The 17316-nt window shown below is 42.7% G+C and carries 17 protein-coding genes; 11 read left to right on the top strand and 6 right to left on the bottom strand.

The window, feature by feature from the left end; genetic code table 11:
• Positions 1-11 precede the first annotated feature (11 nt).
• Positions 12-1523 (top strand): MATE family efflux transporter, encoded by a 1512-nt coding sequence (locus SWOO_RS14280; RefSeq protein WP_012325377.1) that lies wholly within the window; start codon positions 12-14, stop codon positions 1521-1523.
• Positions 1524-1588: 65 nt separating this feature from the next.
• On the opposite strand, the gene SWOO_RS14275 is transcribed toward SWOO_RS14280, so the two are convergent.
• Together SWOO_RS14275 and SWOO_RS14270 are read right to left on the bottom strand one after the other, a co-directional pair.
• Positions 1589-1819: a DUF2986 domain-containing protein gene (locus SWOO_RS14275; protein WP_012325376.1), complete on the bottom strand. Its 231-nt coding sequence runs from the start codon at positions 1817-1819 to the stop codon at positions 1589-1591.
• Positions 1820-1942: 123 nt separating this feature from the next.
• Positions 1943-2386, bottom strand: a complete 444-nt coding sequence (locus SWOO_RS14270) for a hypothetical protein (RefSeq protein ID WP_041417666.1) — start codon at positions 2384-2386, stop codon at positions 1943-1945.
• A gap of 403 nt (positions 2387-2789) precedes the next feature.
• On the opposite strand from SWOO_RS14270, the gene SWOO_RS14265 reads away from it, so the two are divergent.
• The 4 genes from SWOO_RS14265 (at position 2790) to SWOO_RS14250 (ending at position 5147) form a co-directional block, all read left to right on the top strand.
• On the top strand, positions 2790-3524 hold the full coding sequence (locus tag SWOO_RS14265; RefSeq protein ID WP_012325374.1) for a DUF1538 domain-containing protein: 735 nt from the start codon (positions 2790-2792) through the stop codon (positions 3522-3524).
• A complete protein-coding gene (locus SWOO_RS14260) occupies positions 3524-4315 on the top strand; it encodes a DUF1538 domain-containing protein (RefSeq protein ID WP_012325373.1) in 792 nt (263 codons plus the stop codon). Before SWOO_RS14265 ends, SWOO_RS14260 begins: the two co-directional genes overlap by 1 nt.
• Positions 4316-4395: 80 nt before the next feature.
• The gene (locus SWOO_RS14255; protein ID WP_012325372.1) at positions 4396-4746 is read left to right on the top strand and encodes a P-II family nitrogen regulator; all 351 of its coding nucleotides are present in this window, start codon (positions 4396-4398) and stop codon (positions 4744-4746) included.
• Positions 4743-5147: a CBS domain-containing protein gene (locus SWOO_RS14250; protein WP_012325371.1), complete on the top strand. Its 405-nt coding sequence runs from the start codon at positions 4743-4745 to the stop codon at positions 5145-5147. Before SWOO_RS14255 ends, SWOO_RS14250 begins: the two co-directional genes overlap by 4 nt.
• A gap of 56 nt (positions 5148-5203) precedes the next feature.
• On the opposite strand, the gene SWOO_RS14245 is transcribed toward SWOO_RS14250, so the two are convergent.
• Positions 5204-5560: a glutathione S-transferase N-terminal domain-containing protein gene (locus SWOO_RS14245; RefSeq protein WP_012325370.1), complete on the bottom strand. Its 357-nt coding sequence runs from the start codon at positions 5558-5560 to the stop codon at positions 5204-5206.
• A 78-nt stretch (positions 5561-5638) separates the two neighbouring features.
• On the bottom strand, positions 5639-8713 hold the full coding sequence (locus SWOO_RS14240) for a DUF748 domain-containing protein (protein ID WP_012325369.1): 3075 nt from the start codon (positions 8711-8713) through the stop codon (positions 5639-5641).
• 149 nt (positions 8714-8862) lie between these two features.
• Between SWOO_RS14240 and SWOO_RS14235 the strand changes: the two genes are divergently transcribed.
• Positions 8863-9882, top strand: a complete 1020-nt coding sequence (locus SWOO_RS14235; protein ID WP_012325368.1) for a 2Fe-2S iron-sulfur cluster-binding protein — start codon at positions 8863-8865, stop codon at positions 9880-9882.
• A 9-nt stretch (positions 9883-9891) separates the two neighbouring features.
• On the opposite strand, the gene SWOO_RS14230 is transcribed toward SWOO_RS14235, so the two are convergent.
• Positions 9892-10278, bottom strand: coding sequence for a VOC family protein (locus SWOO_RS14230; RefSeq protein ID WP_012325367.1), 387 nt, complete (start codon positions 10276-10278; stop codon positions 9892-9894).
• Between the two features lie 356 nt (positions 10279-10634).
• Here SWOO_RS14230 and SWOO_RS14225 point away from each other — a divergent pair, with 356 nt between their 5' ends.
• The 5 genes from SWOO_RS14225 (at position 10635) to SWOO_RS14205 (ending at position 15341) form a co-directional block, all read left to right on the top strand.
• A complete protein-coding gene (locus SWOO_RS14225) occupies positions 10635-11015 on the top strand; it encodes a GNAT family N-acetyltransferase (RefSeq protein ID WP_012325366.1) in 381 nt (126 codons plus the stop codon).
• Between the two features lie 106 nt (positions 11016-11121).
• Positions 11122-11826 carry a hypothetical protein gene (locus tag SWOO_RS14220; protein ID WP_012325365.1) on the top strand — a complete coding sequence of 235 codons (705 nt, stop codon included), beginning with the start codon at positions 11122-11124 and terminating at the stop codon, positions 11824-11826.
• Positions 11827-11981: 155 nt separating this feature from the next.
• Positions 11982-12416: an IS200/IS605-like element ISShwo2 family transposase gene (gene tnpA / locus SWOO_RS14215; RefSeq protein WP_012325364.1), complete on the top strand. Its 435-nt coding sequence runs from the start codon at positions 11982-11984 to the stop codon at positions 12414-12416.
• 460 nt (positions 12417-12876) lie between these two features.
• Entirely contained in the window at positions 12877-13425 is a 549-nt protein-coding gene (locus SWOO_RS14210) for a heme NO-binding domain-containing protein (protein ID WP_012325363.1), read from the top strand.
• A gap of 2 nt (positions 13426-13427) precedes the next feature.
• Positions 13428-15341, top strand: a complete 1914-nt coding sequence (locus tag SWOO_RS14205) for an EAL domain-containing protein (protein ID WP_012325362.1) — start codon at positions 13428-13430, stop codon at positions 15339-15341.
• Between the two features lie 90 nt (positions 15342-15431).
• Here SWOO_RS14205 and asnB read toward each other — a convergent pair whose 3' ends face one another.
• Positions 15432-17105, bottom strand: a complete 1674-nt coding sequence (gene asnB / locus SWOO_RS14200) for an asparagine synthase B (RefSeq protein WP_012325361.1) — start codon at positions 17103-17105, stop codon at positions 15432-15434.
• Positions 17106-17316 lie beyond the last annotated feature (211 nt).

Genomic DNA, 17316 nt, shown 5'->3' with positions numbered 1-17316 from the left:
CAAGGATAGAGATGACTACAGCTAAATTTGTTCAAGGTTCGATAATGCGTCACATCTTAGTGATGAGTTCGACTTCAGCGGTGGGGATATCCGCGCTATTTGTGGTCGATTTAATCGATATTTTCTTCTTGAGCTTACTCGGTGAGCAGGAGCTTGCTGCTGCGGTCGGTTATGCCGGAACTATCTCTTTCTTTACCACCTCCATAGGTATTGGTTTATCCATAGCACTTGGTGCACTGGTATCCCGTGCTATCGGTGCCAAACAGATGGAGGCAGCTAAGCGCTTACTACTCAATTGCGCCGTTGTGACACTCTTGATGTCACTGTTAGTCTCGGCTGTGGTGACCTATTTTATTCCAGAATTGCTCTCTTTAGTTGGAGCGACAGGACATACCGCAGAGCTTGCTGCTGGCTATCTCTATATCTTAGTGCCCTCACTGCCACTTATCTGCCTTGCTATGGCACTGGGCGCTGCACTTCGAGCTGTGGGAGATGCCAAGCTCTCTATGATGTCAACGCTTGGTGGTGGAGGGATCAATTTGGTGTTTGATCCCATCTTTATCTTTGCATTGGGGATGGGGATAGAGGGGGCGGCGGTTGCTTCTGTCTTGGCTAGGGCGGGGGTGCTGTTTATCGCTGCGCGCGGTGTTATCGTCAAGCACAAACTGTTTGGGCAGTTTGATTTTGGGAGTTTTAAGACAGATCTTAGCGCTATTTTCGCAATTGCAGCGCCGGCCATGCTAACCAATATCGCCACGCCCATAGGTAATGCTGTAGTGACCCGAGCGATTGCAGATTTTGGTGATGGCTATGTTGCTGGCTGGGCGGTATTAGGGCGTTTAGTTCCTGTCTGCTTTGGAATGATATTCGCTTTATCGGGAGCCGTTGGCCCTATTGTAGGACAGAATTATGGTGCTCATGAATTTGATCGAGTGAGAGAGAGCTTAACCAAAGCCCTGCAGTTTTGTGCCATGTACGTTGTTGGCGTCTCTTTGATCTTAATGCTGTTACAGGATCAGATTATCTCTGTATTTGATATGCAGGGAGACAGTGCGGAAATTATTCGGTTCTTTTGTACTTATATTGCCGTTTTCTTTGTTTTTTCTGGTGCGTTATTTGTGGCTAATGCCTCTTTTAATAATCTAGGTAAAGCAAAGTACTCCACCTTTTTTAATGTGGGTAAAGCGACCATAGGTACTATCCCATTTGTCTATTTTGGCGCTCAGTGGGGAGGGGTTTATGGTGTGTTGGTGGGGCAAGTTATCGGGGCGATAATTTTCGCAATATTAGGTGTTTATACTGCTTTTCGATTAGTGGACAAGGTAAGAGCTGATGCATCGAAAGAGCTCGCATCCACTGTGAGTGATGAGCAAGATGAGTTTGATACCGAGTTAAGCCCGAGTAGTACTAATGCATTATCGTCCTCATGTGCGCTGATGGCGCAGATAACAGAGGAGCAAGATGCAGAAGCTGGGAGCGAAGTGAGAGAGTTTATAAAGCCGACAGGTGATAAAGCCAGTTGACGCCTCAGTGACACGCATAAAAATGGGAGCTACTAAGCTCCCTTTTTTATTTGTAATGGGATCTTCTAGTTTGTTTCAGGCGTATCAGTTTGCTGCTCTTGCTCTGCTTCTGTAGTGCTTTGCACCTCTTCAGCAGTTTGCTTACCTGATAGTGCAGCTTCTGCCTGCTCTTGAGCTAGGGCTTTTGCGCGATCGCCTTTAGAGACATATTTTTTGATTGTAGGAGCTGTATGCTTATTTTTACGGGCCTTGGCACGTTTAGCCGTAAGTTTGATCATTTTCTGTTTTTTGTTCATAGCTCTCTACCAATATGCTGCTATCTCTCCAGCCAGCTTAGCTTCTGTGGCTGGATTGTAAATCCGGGAGCGGATTTTAACTTAATCTGCTCCATCAAGCCACAAATATGCGCGGCTACATTATTATGAGGAGAATTTTTGCTTATCGGCTTCTGTTGCTCCTTCATTACACTCACCACGGATCTCAGCTCTGCCTACCTCAATAATACGACTTAGCTCCATAAATCCCTCTCGGCAGTAACCTGTCATGGCTAAGGTTTTAGAGAGGCCTAGCTCTATCTGTTGAGTCCAATCGCTGAGGTCGGGTTGCTTATAACGTTTACCAGATTGTGCTCGGCTCTTCCTCTTTACCTGCTCAATTCGTTCATTATGAGGTAAAGGAAAATCAGGTTCTGCAAGGTTGGCAAGCTGGGCCTTGTAGGTAAATAGCTTAATACCGTCACCCTTTATATTGGTACTAAACCTGTCTTTGACGCTGAGCTTAAAATCCTCAGGATCGGTTTTTTTACTCGCACAAGCCGTGAGCAGAGTAAGTGAAAGCATAAGGGCAATTTTATTATTAAGCATATCTGTTCTTATTATTTTAGTGTCGACATCTGTTTGACTGAGGTTGCTATTGCAGGGAATGTACAGTCCGTGTCCCACCATCAGTCTCAATTAACTTTATGCAGCATAACTCAATTTTCAACAAGTTTGCATCATACTGACAATCTTTTACCTTTAACCCTCCTAACTTGAATTGAAGGGGATAAACTTGATTTCGCTCAAGTAATAGGCAAATCGTACTGGTTAATTCTTGCTATTTACGACTCAAATGGCACACTGAAATGAGTCATATTCAGAGGAAGGTAGGACCTGAAATACAGGCTTTAACGCCATATTTACCTTAGGTTTTGCTCGATGACTTTTAGCTTAATTTAGATTTGCTTACTTAAGTTTTATCTAAGTTAAACAGCCACATGGAGTGTTAATGGCCGCTATTTTCAAACTGCTGCAATCTTTGCTGTCAAGTTTTAAGGATCTTGTTCCCATCATTTTGGTGGTGAGCTTCTTTGAAATTTTTATTCTGCAACAAGCCCCCACTGATCTGTTCTCTATCATGATAGGCCTTGTGTTTATTGTCTTTGGGTTGACCTTTTTTGTTTTTGGACTGGAGATGGGGCTGTTTCCCATTGGTGAGTCCTTGGCGCAAGCTCTTGCCCGTAAGGGGAGCGTTTTCTGGTTAGTCCTGTTCTCATTTTCCTTGGGGTTTGGCACAACACTGGCTGAACCTGCCTTGACAGCTGTTGCAAATGAAGCGGCACAAGTGGCGGCAGAGGCGGGGGCAATTAATGAAGATAAAGCGTCGATGGACAGTTATGCGATGGGGTTGAGGCTTACAGTCGCTATCTCAGTTGGCTTAGCTATTTTGCTTGGTGTGGTGCGTATCTTAAAAGGTTGGCCAATTCATTACCTGATTATAGGCGGTTACGTTACCGTCATGGTACTGACTGGCTTTGCACCTGAAAGTATTATTGGAGTCGCCTATGACTCTGGAGGGGTGACCACCTCAACCATTACCGTGCCTTTAGTGACTGCTCTAGGGGTGGGGCTCGCCAGTGTGATTAAGGGGAGGAACCCGATGTTAGATGGGTTTGGCTTGATCGCATTTGCGAGTTTGACGCCAATGATCTTTGTACTTATCTACGGCATGGTGGTGTTTTGATGGAGATGCTTAAAGGCTTACTGGACACCTTGCTATTGACCGCCAGAGATGTGATCCCAATTGCGGTAATTTTGTTTGGCTTTCAGCTTGGTGTATTAAAACGTCCTATTGCAAACTGGCATAAAGTCGTGCTGGGTTTTTTCTATGTAATTGTCGGCTTAACCCTATTTCTAGTGGGGCTTGAATTGGCACTTTTTCCCATTGGCGAAACCATGGCTGAGCAGTTAACTAGCGTCGAGTTCATCCACCCCAACTTAGGACCGGATGAAGCGATAATTTGGCAGGATTATCTGTGGGTATATATATTTGCGGCTGCAATAGGCTTTAGTACTACGATAGCTGAACCGTCATTAATCGCTGTGGCAATAAAGGCCAATGAGGTCTCAGCGGGGGCTATTGGGGTTCAAGGGCTGCGGATCTCTGTCGCGATAGGGGTCTCCTTTGGCATAGCTTTGGGCTGTTTTAGGATTGTGGTTGGAGACCCTATTCACTACTACATTATGGCGGGCTATATCATAGTGGTTATCCAGACCTTTTATGCCCCCAAAATGATCATTCCACTGGCCTATGATTCAGGTGGCGTGACGACATCAACAGTTACAGTGCCTCTCGTTGCTGCGCTGGGTTTAGGTTTAGCAACAAACGTAGAGGGGCGTAATCCGTTAATCGATGGGTTTGGTTTGATTGCATTTGCGAGCCTCTTTCCTATGATAAGTGTGATGGGCTATGCACAAATTGTTGAACTCTTAGATAAAAGACGCTCAGTGAAGGAGCAAAACAATACGCCTTAGTCTGATTGATAATCGGATTTAAGCAGCGTTGATTTGCAAACAACTGAATAGTTAATAAAAGAGATTATTGGGAGTTAAAGATGCGTTTTAAACTCATTATTGCCTTTATCGATGATAGTACCACTAACCGTATCCTTGATGCGGCGAGAGAAGCGGGGGCGACAGGGGCAACCGTTATCAATCATGCTAGAGGTGAGGGGTTGGAGAAGAAGAAAACCTTTATGGGACTCACATTGGATGTACAACGAGATGTGGTGCTCTTTTTGGTGGAGGAGCATAAGAGTCGTGTGATACTCGAAACCATTAATCGTGTCGGCGAGTTTGACACTAATCCCGGACAGGGGATTGCGATACAGATAGATGTTGAAGACGCTGTGGGCGTTGCCCATCAAGTGAGAGAGATAAGCAAAGATATTGAGGACCAGATATGAGTCAGCGTAAAGTCGTTCGAAACTCAGATGTGATGACAAACAAGTATGTCATGGTCGATGGTCTTCATACCGTCGCTGATGCTGTCAAACATGCTATTGAGCAGGATGTAAAAGTTCTGTTTGTTAATAAACGCCATGAAAATGATGAGTTTGGTATTGTGTTGATGAGTGATATTGCTAAGCAAGTTTTGGCAAAAGATAAGGCTCCTGAGCGGGTCAATATCTATGAGATCATGCTAAAACCCGTTTTTTCAGTGAATGCTGAGATGGATGTACGTTACTGTGCGCGTTTGTTTGAACGCTTTGGGATCTCTAAGGCACCAGTGGTTGAAAATGGTGAGATTTTAGGTTTAGTGAGTTACCAAGATCTGGTGCTTAAAGGTATGATGGCGGGGCTATAAAATTATTAGCTTAAAAACAAAAGCGACCTGTATGGGTCGCTTTTTAGTTTTGTCTATTACGCGAATCGTTTATCCAGATAGTTGATGATATCTGAAGACTCATACATCCAACGTATCTCTCCATTCTCTTCGATACGAAGGCAGGGGACCTTTGCTTGTCCACCCTCGCTGACTAAGGTGCTTTTATGAGGATCTTGTTTTGCATCTAAGGTTGCAATGTTTAAGCTTTGTCTACGCATTGCACGACGTACTTTTACGCAAAAGGGACAGGCTTTATATTGATATAGGGCTAACTGCTCAGTCGCTGCATCTATCATGGTTTGCTCATCCTGAGGACGTTTACGCTTCTTCGGTGTGAAGATAAAGTTGAGCAGTAAGATAATGCGACCTAAAAACCAACGAACAATAAACATGGGTTACCTCTGATAGAATCGAAATCGGCCAGAGTGTAACCCATGCAAGCTTAAGATTAAATACTCATGTTGTTGGGATCACTCTGCCCCTAAGGTTAATATTGCTTCCTGAGCACCTTGATTAGTATCAATGCGGCTATCGAGAAGGAATATCCGTGATGGTTCCAATTTATTGATATCCACTAAGTGTGCCTTGACCGCAAGGGCTCGTTCGGTGGCTAGATCCCCTAACATAAGCTCATCGACCTCTTGATGATTCAAGACTAAATTATACAGGGCGATATGCCATTGGATATTGAGCTCTTCATCACTTAATTGAGTTTCATCTTGTTCATTTTTTGCCATTATCTGTGCTTTTATCTCATCAGCTTTACTGCCAACTTCACTCTCATAGAGGGAGATAAGCGCATCTGATAGAGGGCCTTGAGTTGGAAACTGGCTTGCTGACAGTTTACGTGGCATGACATCGGGAGTAATTTTTCCGATTTGAGCCAATTTTTGAGTGAGCATATGCATTTTAAGCTCTTGGCTATCTGCAATTGGGTCAATGGCACCTTCAACACTTAAGGTCAGCTTAGGACGTTCTGTTAGTGCTTTGGTTAAGGTTTCAAGTTTGTCAGCTTCGCTGTCGCTAATCTTGGCTAAACCGGAGCCAAAGGCGATACTATCTAACGCGTCACTGTCGCCAAAGATCCCAGAAAGCAGGCTAAAGGGGGCGGTTACGGCTTTAGTGATCACATTGGTAAATGCGGTCAAAATAATGCCACCGAAACTGAACTCTGGCGAGTCCAGATCGCCTGAGACATCAAGACCAAGGTCGATAACACCGTGTCTGTCTTGTAGTAGTGCAATCGCAAGGGTGACAGGCAGGCTAGTGGCTAAACTACTGTCACTTCGCTCTCCTAAGGTCAGTTGGTCGACCACCATATGGTTGCTGCCTTGCAGTTTGTTCTCCTCTAACTGGTAGTTTAGATCTAAAGAAAGCTGACCTTTATCGATATAGTAGCCTGCGTAGGTGCCTGAGTAGGGATTGACAGAGGTTAATTCGACATTTGCAAATTTTAGGGCAAGATCCAGATAGGGCATCTCAAGTAGTGGGTTTATCTCTCCTTTGAGTGTAACAGGCGCATATTTATCAATTTTTCCTTTGATATCAACTTTAGCAGGTGATGTTGATGTTGAAGATAACTGACTCACTTGCCCCTCTAGTTGTTCAATACTGGCTGCAAAGTTGGGAGTGAGTGAATTATCGGCGAAGAAGGTCGAGCCTTGAGTAAACCCAAGCTTTCCAATCAGAATTTTCAGCTTATCTTGCTTTGACTTCGCTAGCCTCTCTTGATTTGCTTCATCGCTAGCCTGAGCAATTACCAATCCGCCAATATTAGTGGATTTATCCTCTGCAATGATGAGTCGACTGTAAGGTTTGACAAAATCTATCGCATCGATGGATAAGAGGTGTTTACTTTGATTTAAACTCAGCTGACTGAGAGTCATAGATTGCCATTTTAATAGCGCTTTGTTTTGTATCGTATCTTTGACGAATAGATCATTAATCGCCGCATCACCACTGAAGACTAGATCATCGATAGAGCTGGCTTTAACAACGCCATGTGCATCTAACCTACCTTGCTCTAACTGTATGTTGAGGTAAGGAGAGAGATAAGCCTGAAGCTGGGGAAGTGAGAAATCTTCAAGAGATATTTTACTCTCTATACGTTGCAGTTTGAGATTTAACTCCCCACTAGCATTGAACTGTCCTGCGCTATTAATGGCTAAATCTAGTTGATATTGCACCGGAGATCTAAGGTCAGAATAGATCTTACCTGTTGTGAGGTTTAGGGGAGAAACCTGCCATTGAGTGTTATCTGACGCAAGGTTTTCTGTTACCTTGATATCGAACTCTTTGAGTTCGACTTTGTCAATTATCGCGGACCAAGTAGACGCCGTTTCGACGCTAGGCTCATCGATGACAGCTAACTTCGGTAAAGGTGTAGATGTTTCAGTGTTTACCTCTGCAGCTTGTGTGTCGCCAGGCTCTTTTGTCTTAGTCGAGATAAAATTAGGCATAAACAGTGGCACAAGGTCTAGACCTGCAGCAGAGACATGACCATCTAAAGTCAATTTCTCACTATAGAGCCGTGAGATCTGCAGTTGCTGCTGACTTAGATTTAGTGCGATATTTTCTGCTGCAAAAAGTGGCAGAGAGATAAGTGGACGATTTTCATGAGTAAATAGGATATCTTTTAGTGCAAACTGTCCCTGACTTGTTGTCAGGATTAGTGGCTGCTCAACCGAAGTCTCACTCATTGACAGGGCAAAATCTGTGCTGAAATTAAACTTGCCTGTGTCTAAGTGAGCCTGAAACTCTTCTGAGATAAATGACCAAAACTCAGGTAAAGCTATCTCCTTAAGCTGTAGTGATCCCGTGATATTTAGGGGGGAGAGCTGAAGTTGGCCTTGAGTGGCTATCTCACCACCATTTTTACCCTGTAAACGAATTGAAAACCTATTGGCGGCATTTTGTTGGTTACTTATCTCAGTTAATGTATCGAACCCCTTGATATCAAGGTTAATATCTGGGTAACTTAACTGGCTATCAGTAAGGGTATCTATAAAGTTAAGGTTTCCACTGACAATCGCTAATCTCTCCACCATGATATGGGGAAGTGTTGCGGGATTCTCTTCGCTGGGTGCGCTTGTTGTGGTGTTAGTCATCTCAGTGATGATATCAGAGAAGTTAAATTCAGCCCCCTCAGTCTGGCTTAAACGTTCAGCGAGCAGGTAAGGGCCTGTTAATGTCACATCTTTGATGCTTATGGCGCCATTTATCAGTGAGTGCCAAAAGCTTAGTTCGAAATTGAGTGCAGCAAAGCCAGTAAACTTGGTGTTGTCCTCTTCGAAAATGTGCAGCTCTGTGAGTGATACATGAAGATTAAAGGGGTTGATTGAAACATCTTTTAAGCTAACGGGTCGTTTTAATGTCTCGCTTAGCTGAATAGGAAGCTGCTGCTCGGCTATCGAAGGGATAAGTAGGCCAAGCAAGGTAACGAATGATAAGTAGAGTGCTAATACCAGAACTAAAAGTTTTTGGTAACGGGGGAGTTGACGATAGATTTGTTTTAAATTTATCGCTTTTTTGGGTTTAGCAGACATACTTACCTTTATCGTATAGAGATATTTAAAGAGAGAGTATTTTACCTAACTTGATAGAATATAAACACTCATTATCAACTAGATAGACTCGTCTTTTTCTCTGTTTCTGCAAATATATGTAACAAATCATTTGGTTGGGTGAAGTGAAAATGACTCGATTTTATTTTGATGAACAAAGTGTTGAATCTCTGGAGGGCGAAACCGTTCTCGATGCGCTGATCCGCCAAGGTCACTCTTTGAACTACTCATGTAGGAAAGGGGCGTGTAAAACCTGTTTGGTACAGCATACCGGTGGAGATATTCCCTCTGGCGCCCAAAGAGGGCTGACCAGTGAGCTTAAATCCGATGCGTATATCTGCGCATGCCAATGTAAACCGACACAGGACCTTAAGCTTAAATCCATTTTAGTACAAAATTTGTTTATTACAGCCCATATACATGAGAAGCAATACCTCTCTGACTCTGTGGTTAAGATCCTCGTTGAACCCAGCGAAGAGGTGAGTCACAGTGCGGGTCAATATATTAACTTGCGTCGTTTTGATGGTCTGACCCGTAGTTATTCCATAACCAACGACCCTGACTCCAAACTGATAGAGCTGCATATTCGCAGAAAGTACAATGGTCAGTTCAGTGATTGGTTATTTAATCATGCCAGTGTCGGTGAAAGCTTGCTTATTCAAGGCCCTTGGGGGGATTGTTGCTATAGGAGCGAGTATAAAAATGACACCTTGATATTAATTGGTACCGGAACGGGACTTGGACCTGTTTACGGAATAATAAGAGATGCGCTTTCCCAAGGGCACAAAGGGGAGATCTACCTCTACCACGGGGCTAAGAATGAAGCGGATCTTTATCACCATAGTAAGTTATTAAAGCTAATGTTAGAGCACCGAAATATGACCTATCTAGCTTGTGTGGAGCAGATGGGAAGCGGTAAGAGCTCGACAAGGGTACAGACAGGGGATCCATTTGAGGTGGCGATGAGCTTTCATCAGTTTGATAGCCAGACACTGTCTGACTCCCCACAACGTGTATTTCTTTGTGGAGAGCCTAACTTTGTTAATAAAGGACAGGAGCTTGTTTTCTTAAATGGAACGCCGCTTGATAGGATACATGCGCTCTCTTATGAATATAAAGATCTGAGAAAGGTTCCCCGTGATGGTAACTAGTACGCATTCTCAATCATCTGTTTTTTCATAGGTAATTGCTGCAATGATGGCGCCTTGGGGATCTTTTATCCAACAAAGCCTACCCACTTCAGGAATGTCTTCAGGTCCATAGAGCAGTTCTCCACCTAAAGACTTTGCTTTTATTGCAACTTCATCAACATCATCGACCGTGATATATCCCGTCCAATGACTCTCCTGCTGCGGACAGGGGTTTGGTGCGATTCCCCCTATGCCGACACCTTCATTTTCAATTATATGGTAAGGGCCATGAGACATCTGCATGGTTTTAAATGTCCAGCCAAAAACTTTGCCATAGAAGCCAAATGCATCCTCACAAGAGTTAGAGGTTAATTCATGCCAGCCTAAAGCTCCTGGGGTACTATATGGTGACTGCATATCTATCTCCTTAACGACAAATAGTGTGAATGGGCTATAGCGTTACGGTAAATGCTTTCGTTACAGCTCAGCGGAGTTGTGATTTCAATCTGAGCTCTTAGGCCTTTCATTGACTCCAATCTAATACTGGGTTGTTTTTAGACTTAAGTTCGATGTTGATGGCCTCTGCCTGAGTTAAAGTGTAGTCCAGCTTTGAAGAATTAAAATAGCATCCTTGATAGATTTATTTTGATGATAGTAAAAATAAATCTAAGTTAAGGTTTTGTAACTCATAGAAAAGTTGTTACTATCCCTCCTATAACTGTTTGAACTTTATAATCGTTGCTAAAACGGAAAATTGATTTCAAGGAATGAAAATGTACATAAGAATAGCAATAGATGATGACCTGAACGCACTAGCCACTCTATTTGATGAGTATCGCATGTGTTTGGGGAGGGAGAGTAATCTTAAGGATTGCAAAGCCTTCATCCAAGCTAGGCTTTTTGAGAATGATTCAGTGATCTTTTTAGCATTTAAATCCGATGTTCCTGTCGGTTTTATTCAGTTATTTCCTTCATATTCAACAATTTTACTTAAACCTCTATGGTATTTTGATGATCTTTTTGTGCTTGAAGATTATCGAGGAAGTGGGATCGCGACAGCTTTAGTGGCTAAAGCAAAAGAGTTGGCCGATGAAGCTCAGGTGGTTGCCGTAAGACGTGATAACATCGAAGGCGAAGGCTTCCTGCTTATTTAATATCCTCTTTACTTATTCTCTTTCTCCTCCTCCTCCAGTATTGATGAAAGATGAGATCCTTATGATATCATGCGCTGTTTTCAGTTTTTAATGTTGGAGTAAGAGATTGAATAAGAGCGTTATTACTAATCTTATAGCGGCCATTTTGGTCGTATCTGGGTATCTGTTGGCACAGCCGATCATTTTTAGTGTTGGCTTATTTGCCCTCTCAGGTGCAGTGACTAACTGGTTAGCAGTACATATGCTGTTTGAGAAAATACCTGGCTTGTATGGCTCAGGTGTGATCCCGACACGCTTCGAAGAGTTTAAGACTGGGATCGCTAACTTAATGATGAAGCAGTTTTTTACCGATGAGAATATTGATCGCTTTTTATCAGCTGAAGGTGTTGAGTCGCATATTAACCTGCAACCTGTTATTGAAAAGATCGATCTGGCCCCGGCGTTTGATGCGCTGGTAACCACTGTTGAGCAATCCTCATTAGGCGGTATGTTGGCCATGTTTGGTGGTAGTGAGGCGATTACGCCATTAAGAGAACCTTTTATTGAAAAGATGAAGCTCTCTTTAGTGGATATATCACAGAGTGAAGATTTTATTAACTTGGTTAAGAGTGAGCTTGAACGCCCCGATGTTCTTGACGATATGCGTACTAAAGTCAATGAAATAGTCACACAAAGATTAGATGAGCTCACGCCTGAATTGGTGAAGGACATTATTCAAGAGATGATCCGTGAACACTTAGGTTGGTTAGTGGTGTGGGGCGGGGTATTTGGTGGTGTGATTGGTTTAATTGCAGCCATGTTAAATATTTAATGTTAAGTGCCTAAAAAGGAGTATAGGCTCCTTTTTTGTTTTCAGCCCTAAACCACCTACTTCAGTAGGTGGTTATCATCAATTAGGCTTTGCCTGAATATCTACTCATGTTAATTGAACTCTAACTTTTAGCGAAGTAATAGAGGATAAAAAACATGAGTAGATATGAGAAAGCATCGCATGTGTATTGGCGATGTCAATATCACATAGTTTGGACACCTAAGTATAGGTTTAGGATTTTAAAGAATAAGTTAGGAAAAGATGTTTACCGATGTATTCATGTCTATAGTGAGCAGTTAGGGTGTGTGGTTGTAGAGTTGAATGTACAAATAGACCATGTACATCTGGTTATCAAAGTTCCTCCGAAGCTATCGATTTCAAAGTTGATGGGTGCTTTAAAAGGTAAAATTGCTTTGAAAATGTTTAGCAAGTATCCGTATCTTCGGAAAAATAAGCTATGGGGAAATCACTTTTGGCAAAGAGGTTACTTTGTTGACACAGTGGGGATTAATGAGGAAGTGATTCGAAGATATGTAAAGCATCAAGAAAAGGTTGAAAAACAGGAGCAGCCGCAATTAGATTTGAAGTAGATAACGCCCCCTTTTAGGGGGCTAATACAAAGCCACCTTCTTCAGAAGGTGGATTCTTTACTTATCTTGGTATAAAATGAAACTCATTGGAGGCGTCGCTTGGGAAGGTAAAGCAGTTTGGTGGGATTACCTCTAAACTCGTCTTTCATATCTAGGACGACGCTTTCATTTTACCGCTCCAAATCGCAACGAGTAAAGTAGGGTTAAAGGCCTTACTGTCCTCCTTTAACATCAATTTACCTCTTATCTTATCTATTAAATCCACCTAGTTATCTACTGGGATATGTAAACTTCACTTTATCGTCACTCGCTTATCTGAGTAAGCGATAACCTACTTAGCGACTATACTTTTTATATATTGTACCTCTCTTGCGATTTTTTTTGGGTTAAGGGTTGGATGTTGGTTGTACTCCTTGCCTATTAAAGAGGTGTTTTACTTATTAAAACAGGGGCTAATGTTATGATGGGCATGGTTTTCACAGGGTTAATGGAGTTGATTGAAGATGAGTTCGGATATGAAACCTTAGATACTTTACTTGAGTCATGTGAGTTACAAAGTGAAGGGATATATACATCTGTTGGCAGTTATGATCACCAAGAGTTACTTCAGTTAGTGGTTAAGCTCAGTGAGGTTTCATCGGTACCTGTGACAGAGCTTGTTAGGTTATTTGGCAAAAAACTGTTTGTGGAGTTGATTGAGGGGCACCCTGAAATTGCTAATGAGATGAAAGACTCTTTCGATCTGCTTTCTAAAATAGACAGCTTTATTCATGTGGAGGTTTATAAGCTTTATCCTCAAGCCGAATTACCCAAATTTACCTGTGATCGTTTAGGCGATAATGACATTAGACTGCATTATCAATCTAAAAGGCCATTTGCATCGTTTGCTGAAGGCTTGCTCGATGGCTGTGCAGAGTATTTTAAAGAGGACTTTACTATTAGCCGGACACCGGAAACTCAAGATTCCGAGACCGACGTTATTTTTAATATTACACGAGCGCCTCGTTAGTTATGAGTGCACTTGAGGACAGAGAACAAGTTTTTCTGCGAAGAATAGACAGAGAGAAGCGTGCTCGGCAGCAAGCGGAGCAGATCCTTAATGAAAAAAGTAAGGAGTTATGGAACACCAATCAGAAATTACAGCAGATCAATGAGCAACTTGATCAGATGGTTAAAACCCGTACTAGTGAACTTGAGATTGCCAAGACTAATGCAGAGCTTGAGAGCTTAGCGCATAAGAATGCTAAGGAGAGGTTTCAGTTGGCCATGCGGGCGACCAGTGCTGGCGTCTGGGAAAGGAATATTGACGAGGATGCTTGGTATTTTAGTGATCGTTTAATCGCACTATTTGGCTACAGCAGGGAGGAGTTGCTATTTGGTTTTAAAAACCTCTCTTTTATCCATAATGAAGACAAAAAGCCACTACTCCATGTATTGAAAAATCACTTTAGAAATGGCAAAGCTTTTGATTTTGAATGCCGGGTGCTGACCAGTGAAGGGCGCTATAAATGGTTTTGGATTGTCGGCCAAGCGGTATGGAACGACAAGGGCGAAGTAGTTCGTATTGCAGGTTCTTTCAGTGACATCGACGAGCGAGTTGAGAACTCCAAGTTGGTTGAGAAGATGGCTCATTATGATCATCTGACTATGGTGCCGAATCGTGTTTTATACAATCAAAAGCTGGATATTGCACTCTCTCTTGCCGATAAAGAACAGAGCCATCTAGCGGTTATTTTGATTGATCTTAATGACTTTAAACAGGTCAATGATACTTTAGGTCACAGCGCTGGTGATCATCTGCTGCAACATATTGCTAATCAATTTAAGTTGAATATCAGCGAGAGCGACATCGTTGCCAGGTTGGGGGGAGATGAGTTCTCTATTGTGTTAACTAATATAGCTAATCGCCAAGCTGTGGTGACAAAATGTGAGCAAGTACTCGAAATCATCTCCAGACCTTTCTATTACCAGAAAAATTTAATTATCCCGAAAATAAGCATGGGTATCGCACTCTACCCTGAGTACGGCATGACACGTGATGAGTTGATGGTTAATGCCGATCTCGCTATGTATAAAGCTAAGGGGGAGAAACACATGGGCAGTGGCTTTCAGTTTTGTGAGCAGGAGCATATTAATAAAAATATGGAGCGAACAGAACTAAGCTCTGAACTGTGTGAAGCGATCACTGAAAACGAGTTTTTTATGCACTTTCAACCTATCATCGATCTGTCAAATGGTGAAGTGACCTTTGCTGAAGCCTTGATCCGTTGGAAGCACACAAATAAAGGGGTACTGCTTCCTGAAAAGTTCATTTCGATAGCTGAGGATAGTGGGTTAATTACTCGGTTAGGCAAGCTCTCTATTGAACTGGTGGCTAAGCAGATTGACCGAATGATGGCAGCAAAACGATTACAAAAATTGACAATAAACATCTCTCCATCGCACTTCCTATCACAAAGTTTCATGGAAGATTTAAAAGAGATCTTAAGTGTTTACCCCAAAATGTCATCGTTTATCACGATTGAGATCACTGAAGTGGTATTTTTACTCAATATGGAGGTGGCGAAAAAAACGGTGATTGAGCTCCATGATATGGGGATCACAATTAGTCTGGATGATTTTGGTACTGGTTATTCAAGTTTTAAATATCTACAGCAGCTCCCGATTGATGTGATTAAACTTGATTGTTCCTTTATTGCCGAATTAGACATTGACCCATCCCATAGAAACATAGCGTCGACGATTATCGAGCTTGCTCATTCGCTTGAGATTAAGGTGATTGCGGAGGGGGTTGAAACCAATAGTCAATTGGTTTTCCTGCAAGATCATCATTGTGATTTTGCTCAAGGTAGCTATTTTTTCAAGCCTCTAAGTGTTATTGATTTCCTGCATATGCAGCGCTGTATCTCTTTACCCGCTAAATAATCGCATTCACTATGATTCTTAAACTCAACAAGCAGCGATAATCTAGCCCTCTAGGATTAAGATCATCACTGCTTATTATTGAGTGATTATTTAATAGGCACTCTCATGAACAGATTGAACTGCGCGGCCCGATGGGTCAATAATGCCCTGCAGACTTTCATCCCAAGCGAGTGCTTCTGGAGTCGAGCACGCTACCGATTTTCCGCCAGGCACTGTCTCTGCTGCACTGGCGAGTGGGAAGTGTTCCTCAAAAAAGCAGCGATAATAGTAAGCTTCCTTTGTCTCTGGCGTGTTGTAGGGGAACCTGAACTTGGCATTGGCGAGTTTGAGATCGTCAACTTTATCAGCAGCTAAGTCTTTCAAGCCATCTATCCAAGAGTAGCCAACTCCATCACTGAACTGCTCTTTCTGACGCCATGCAACCTCTTGAGGCAACTTATGCTCAAACGCTTGGCGCAGAATATGTTTCTCAATCTTGCCATCTTTAGACATCTTAGCTTCAGGGTTAATGCGCATCGCAACATCCATAAACTCTTTGTCGAGAAAAGGAACACGGGCTTCTAATCCCCAGGCGGCCATCGCCTTATTGGCGCGAAGGCAATCGAACAGATGTAACTTATCGAGTTTTCGGACCAGCTCTTCGTGAAACGCTTGTGCATTTGGTGCTTTATGGAAATAGAGGTAGCCGCCAAATAGCTCATCGGCTCCCTCTCCAGATAGCACCATTTTTATGCCCATGGCCTTAATCTTTCTTGCCATTAGGTACATAGGTGTGGCTGCACGAATAGTCGTTACGTCATAGGTTTCAAGGTGATAAATCACATCTTTGATGGCATCGATGCCATCTTGGAAGGTAAAAGTGATCTCATGGTGGATGGTGCCTATTGCATCGGCTACCTTTTGTGCTGCGATAAGATCTGGTGCGCCTTCAAGGCCAACAGCAAAGGAGTGAAGCTGTGGCCACCAAGCGCCGCTTTCATCATCATCTTCGATACGACGTTTTGCAAATGTCTGAGTGATCGCAGAGATAACCGAAGAGTCCAATCCGCCAGAGAGTAGTACACCATAGGGTACATCGGACATTAGTTGACGTTTAACTGACGCTTCCAGTGCTTCTCTTAGCTCATCGACACTGGCAGGGTTATCTTTTACTGCGTCGAACTCTTTCCAATCGCGTTGGTAATAGTGAGTATAGACGCCAGACTCACCTTCGCTGCTGCTAATGTAGTGACCAGGTTTGAACTCTTCAATGGTTTTACAAACGGGCATCAAGGCTTTCATCTCAGAAGCAATATAGAAGTTCCCCTCAGTATCAAGACCTGAGTAAAGTGGGATGATCCCCATATGATCACGACCAATCAGGTAGCTATCTTTATTTTTATCATAGAGAACGAATGCAAAAATCCCGTTTAGCTTGTCTAGAAATTCAGTACCGTACTCTTGGTATAAAGCTAAGATAACTTCACAATCAGAGTTGGTTTGATAGCTGTATTTATCGCCGAGTTCAGCCTTGAGATCCTTGTGGTTATAAATCTCACCATTGACCGCCAGTATGATGCTCTCATCTTCACTTAGCAGAGGTTGGGCACCATGTTCTATGTCTACGATAGCTAAACGTTCATGGGCAAGGATTGCTCTGTCGCAGCTGTAAATTCCAGACCAGTCTGGACCGCGATGGCGCATTAGCTTAGACATCTCCAGAGCAACTTGGCGCAGTGGGCTTGAGTCGGATTTAATATCTAAAATGGCGAAAATTGAACACATAGGCTTGCTCCGCAAAAAAGTGTAACGCTTAATTGAGTATTACTGTGCCACTAAATCCCATGAATACCAAATCTGTTTTTATTGAAATATCCGTTTTTTAGCTATTTTTTAATTGATAATTCATTTTTTTGATGTGTCTGTTTTTAATGTTTATGTATTTCATGTCTGATTGTTGAATTATCTTTACTTTGGGTGCGCATTTTAGCCTATC

Source organism: Shewanella woodyi ATCC 51908 (assembly GCF_000019525.1).
GTDB lineage: Bacteria > Pseudomonadota > Gammaproteobacteria > Enterobacterales > Shewanellaceae > Shewanella > Shewanella woodyi.
Note: the sequence above shows the minus strand (reverse complement) of the source record. Positions and strands in the feature narration are given on the sequence as shown.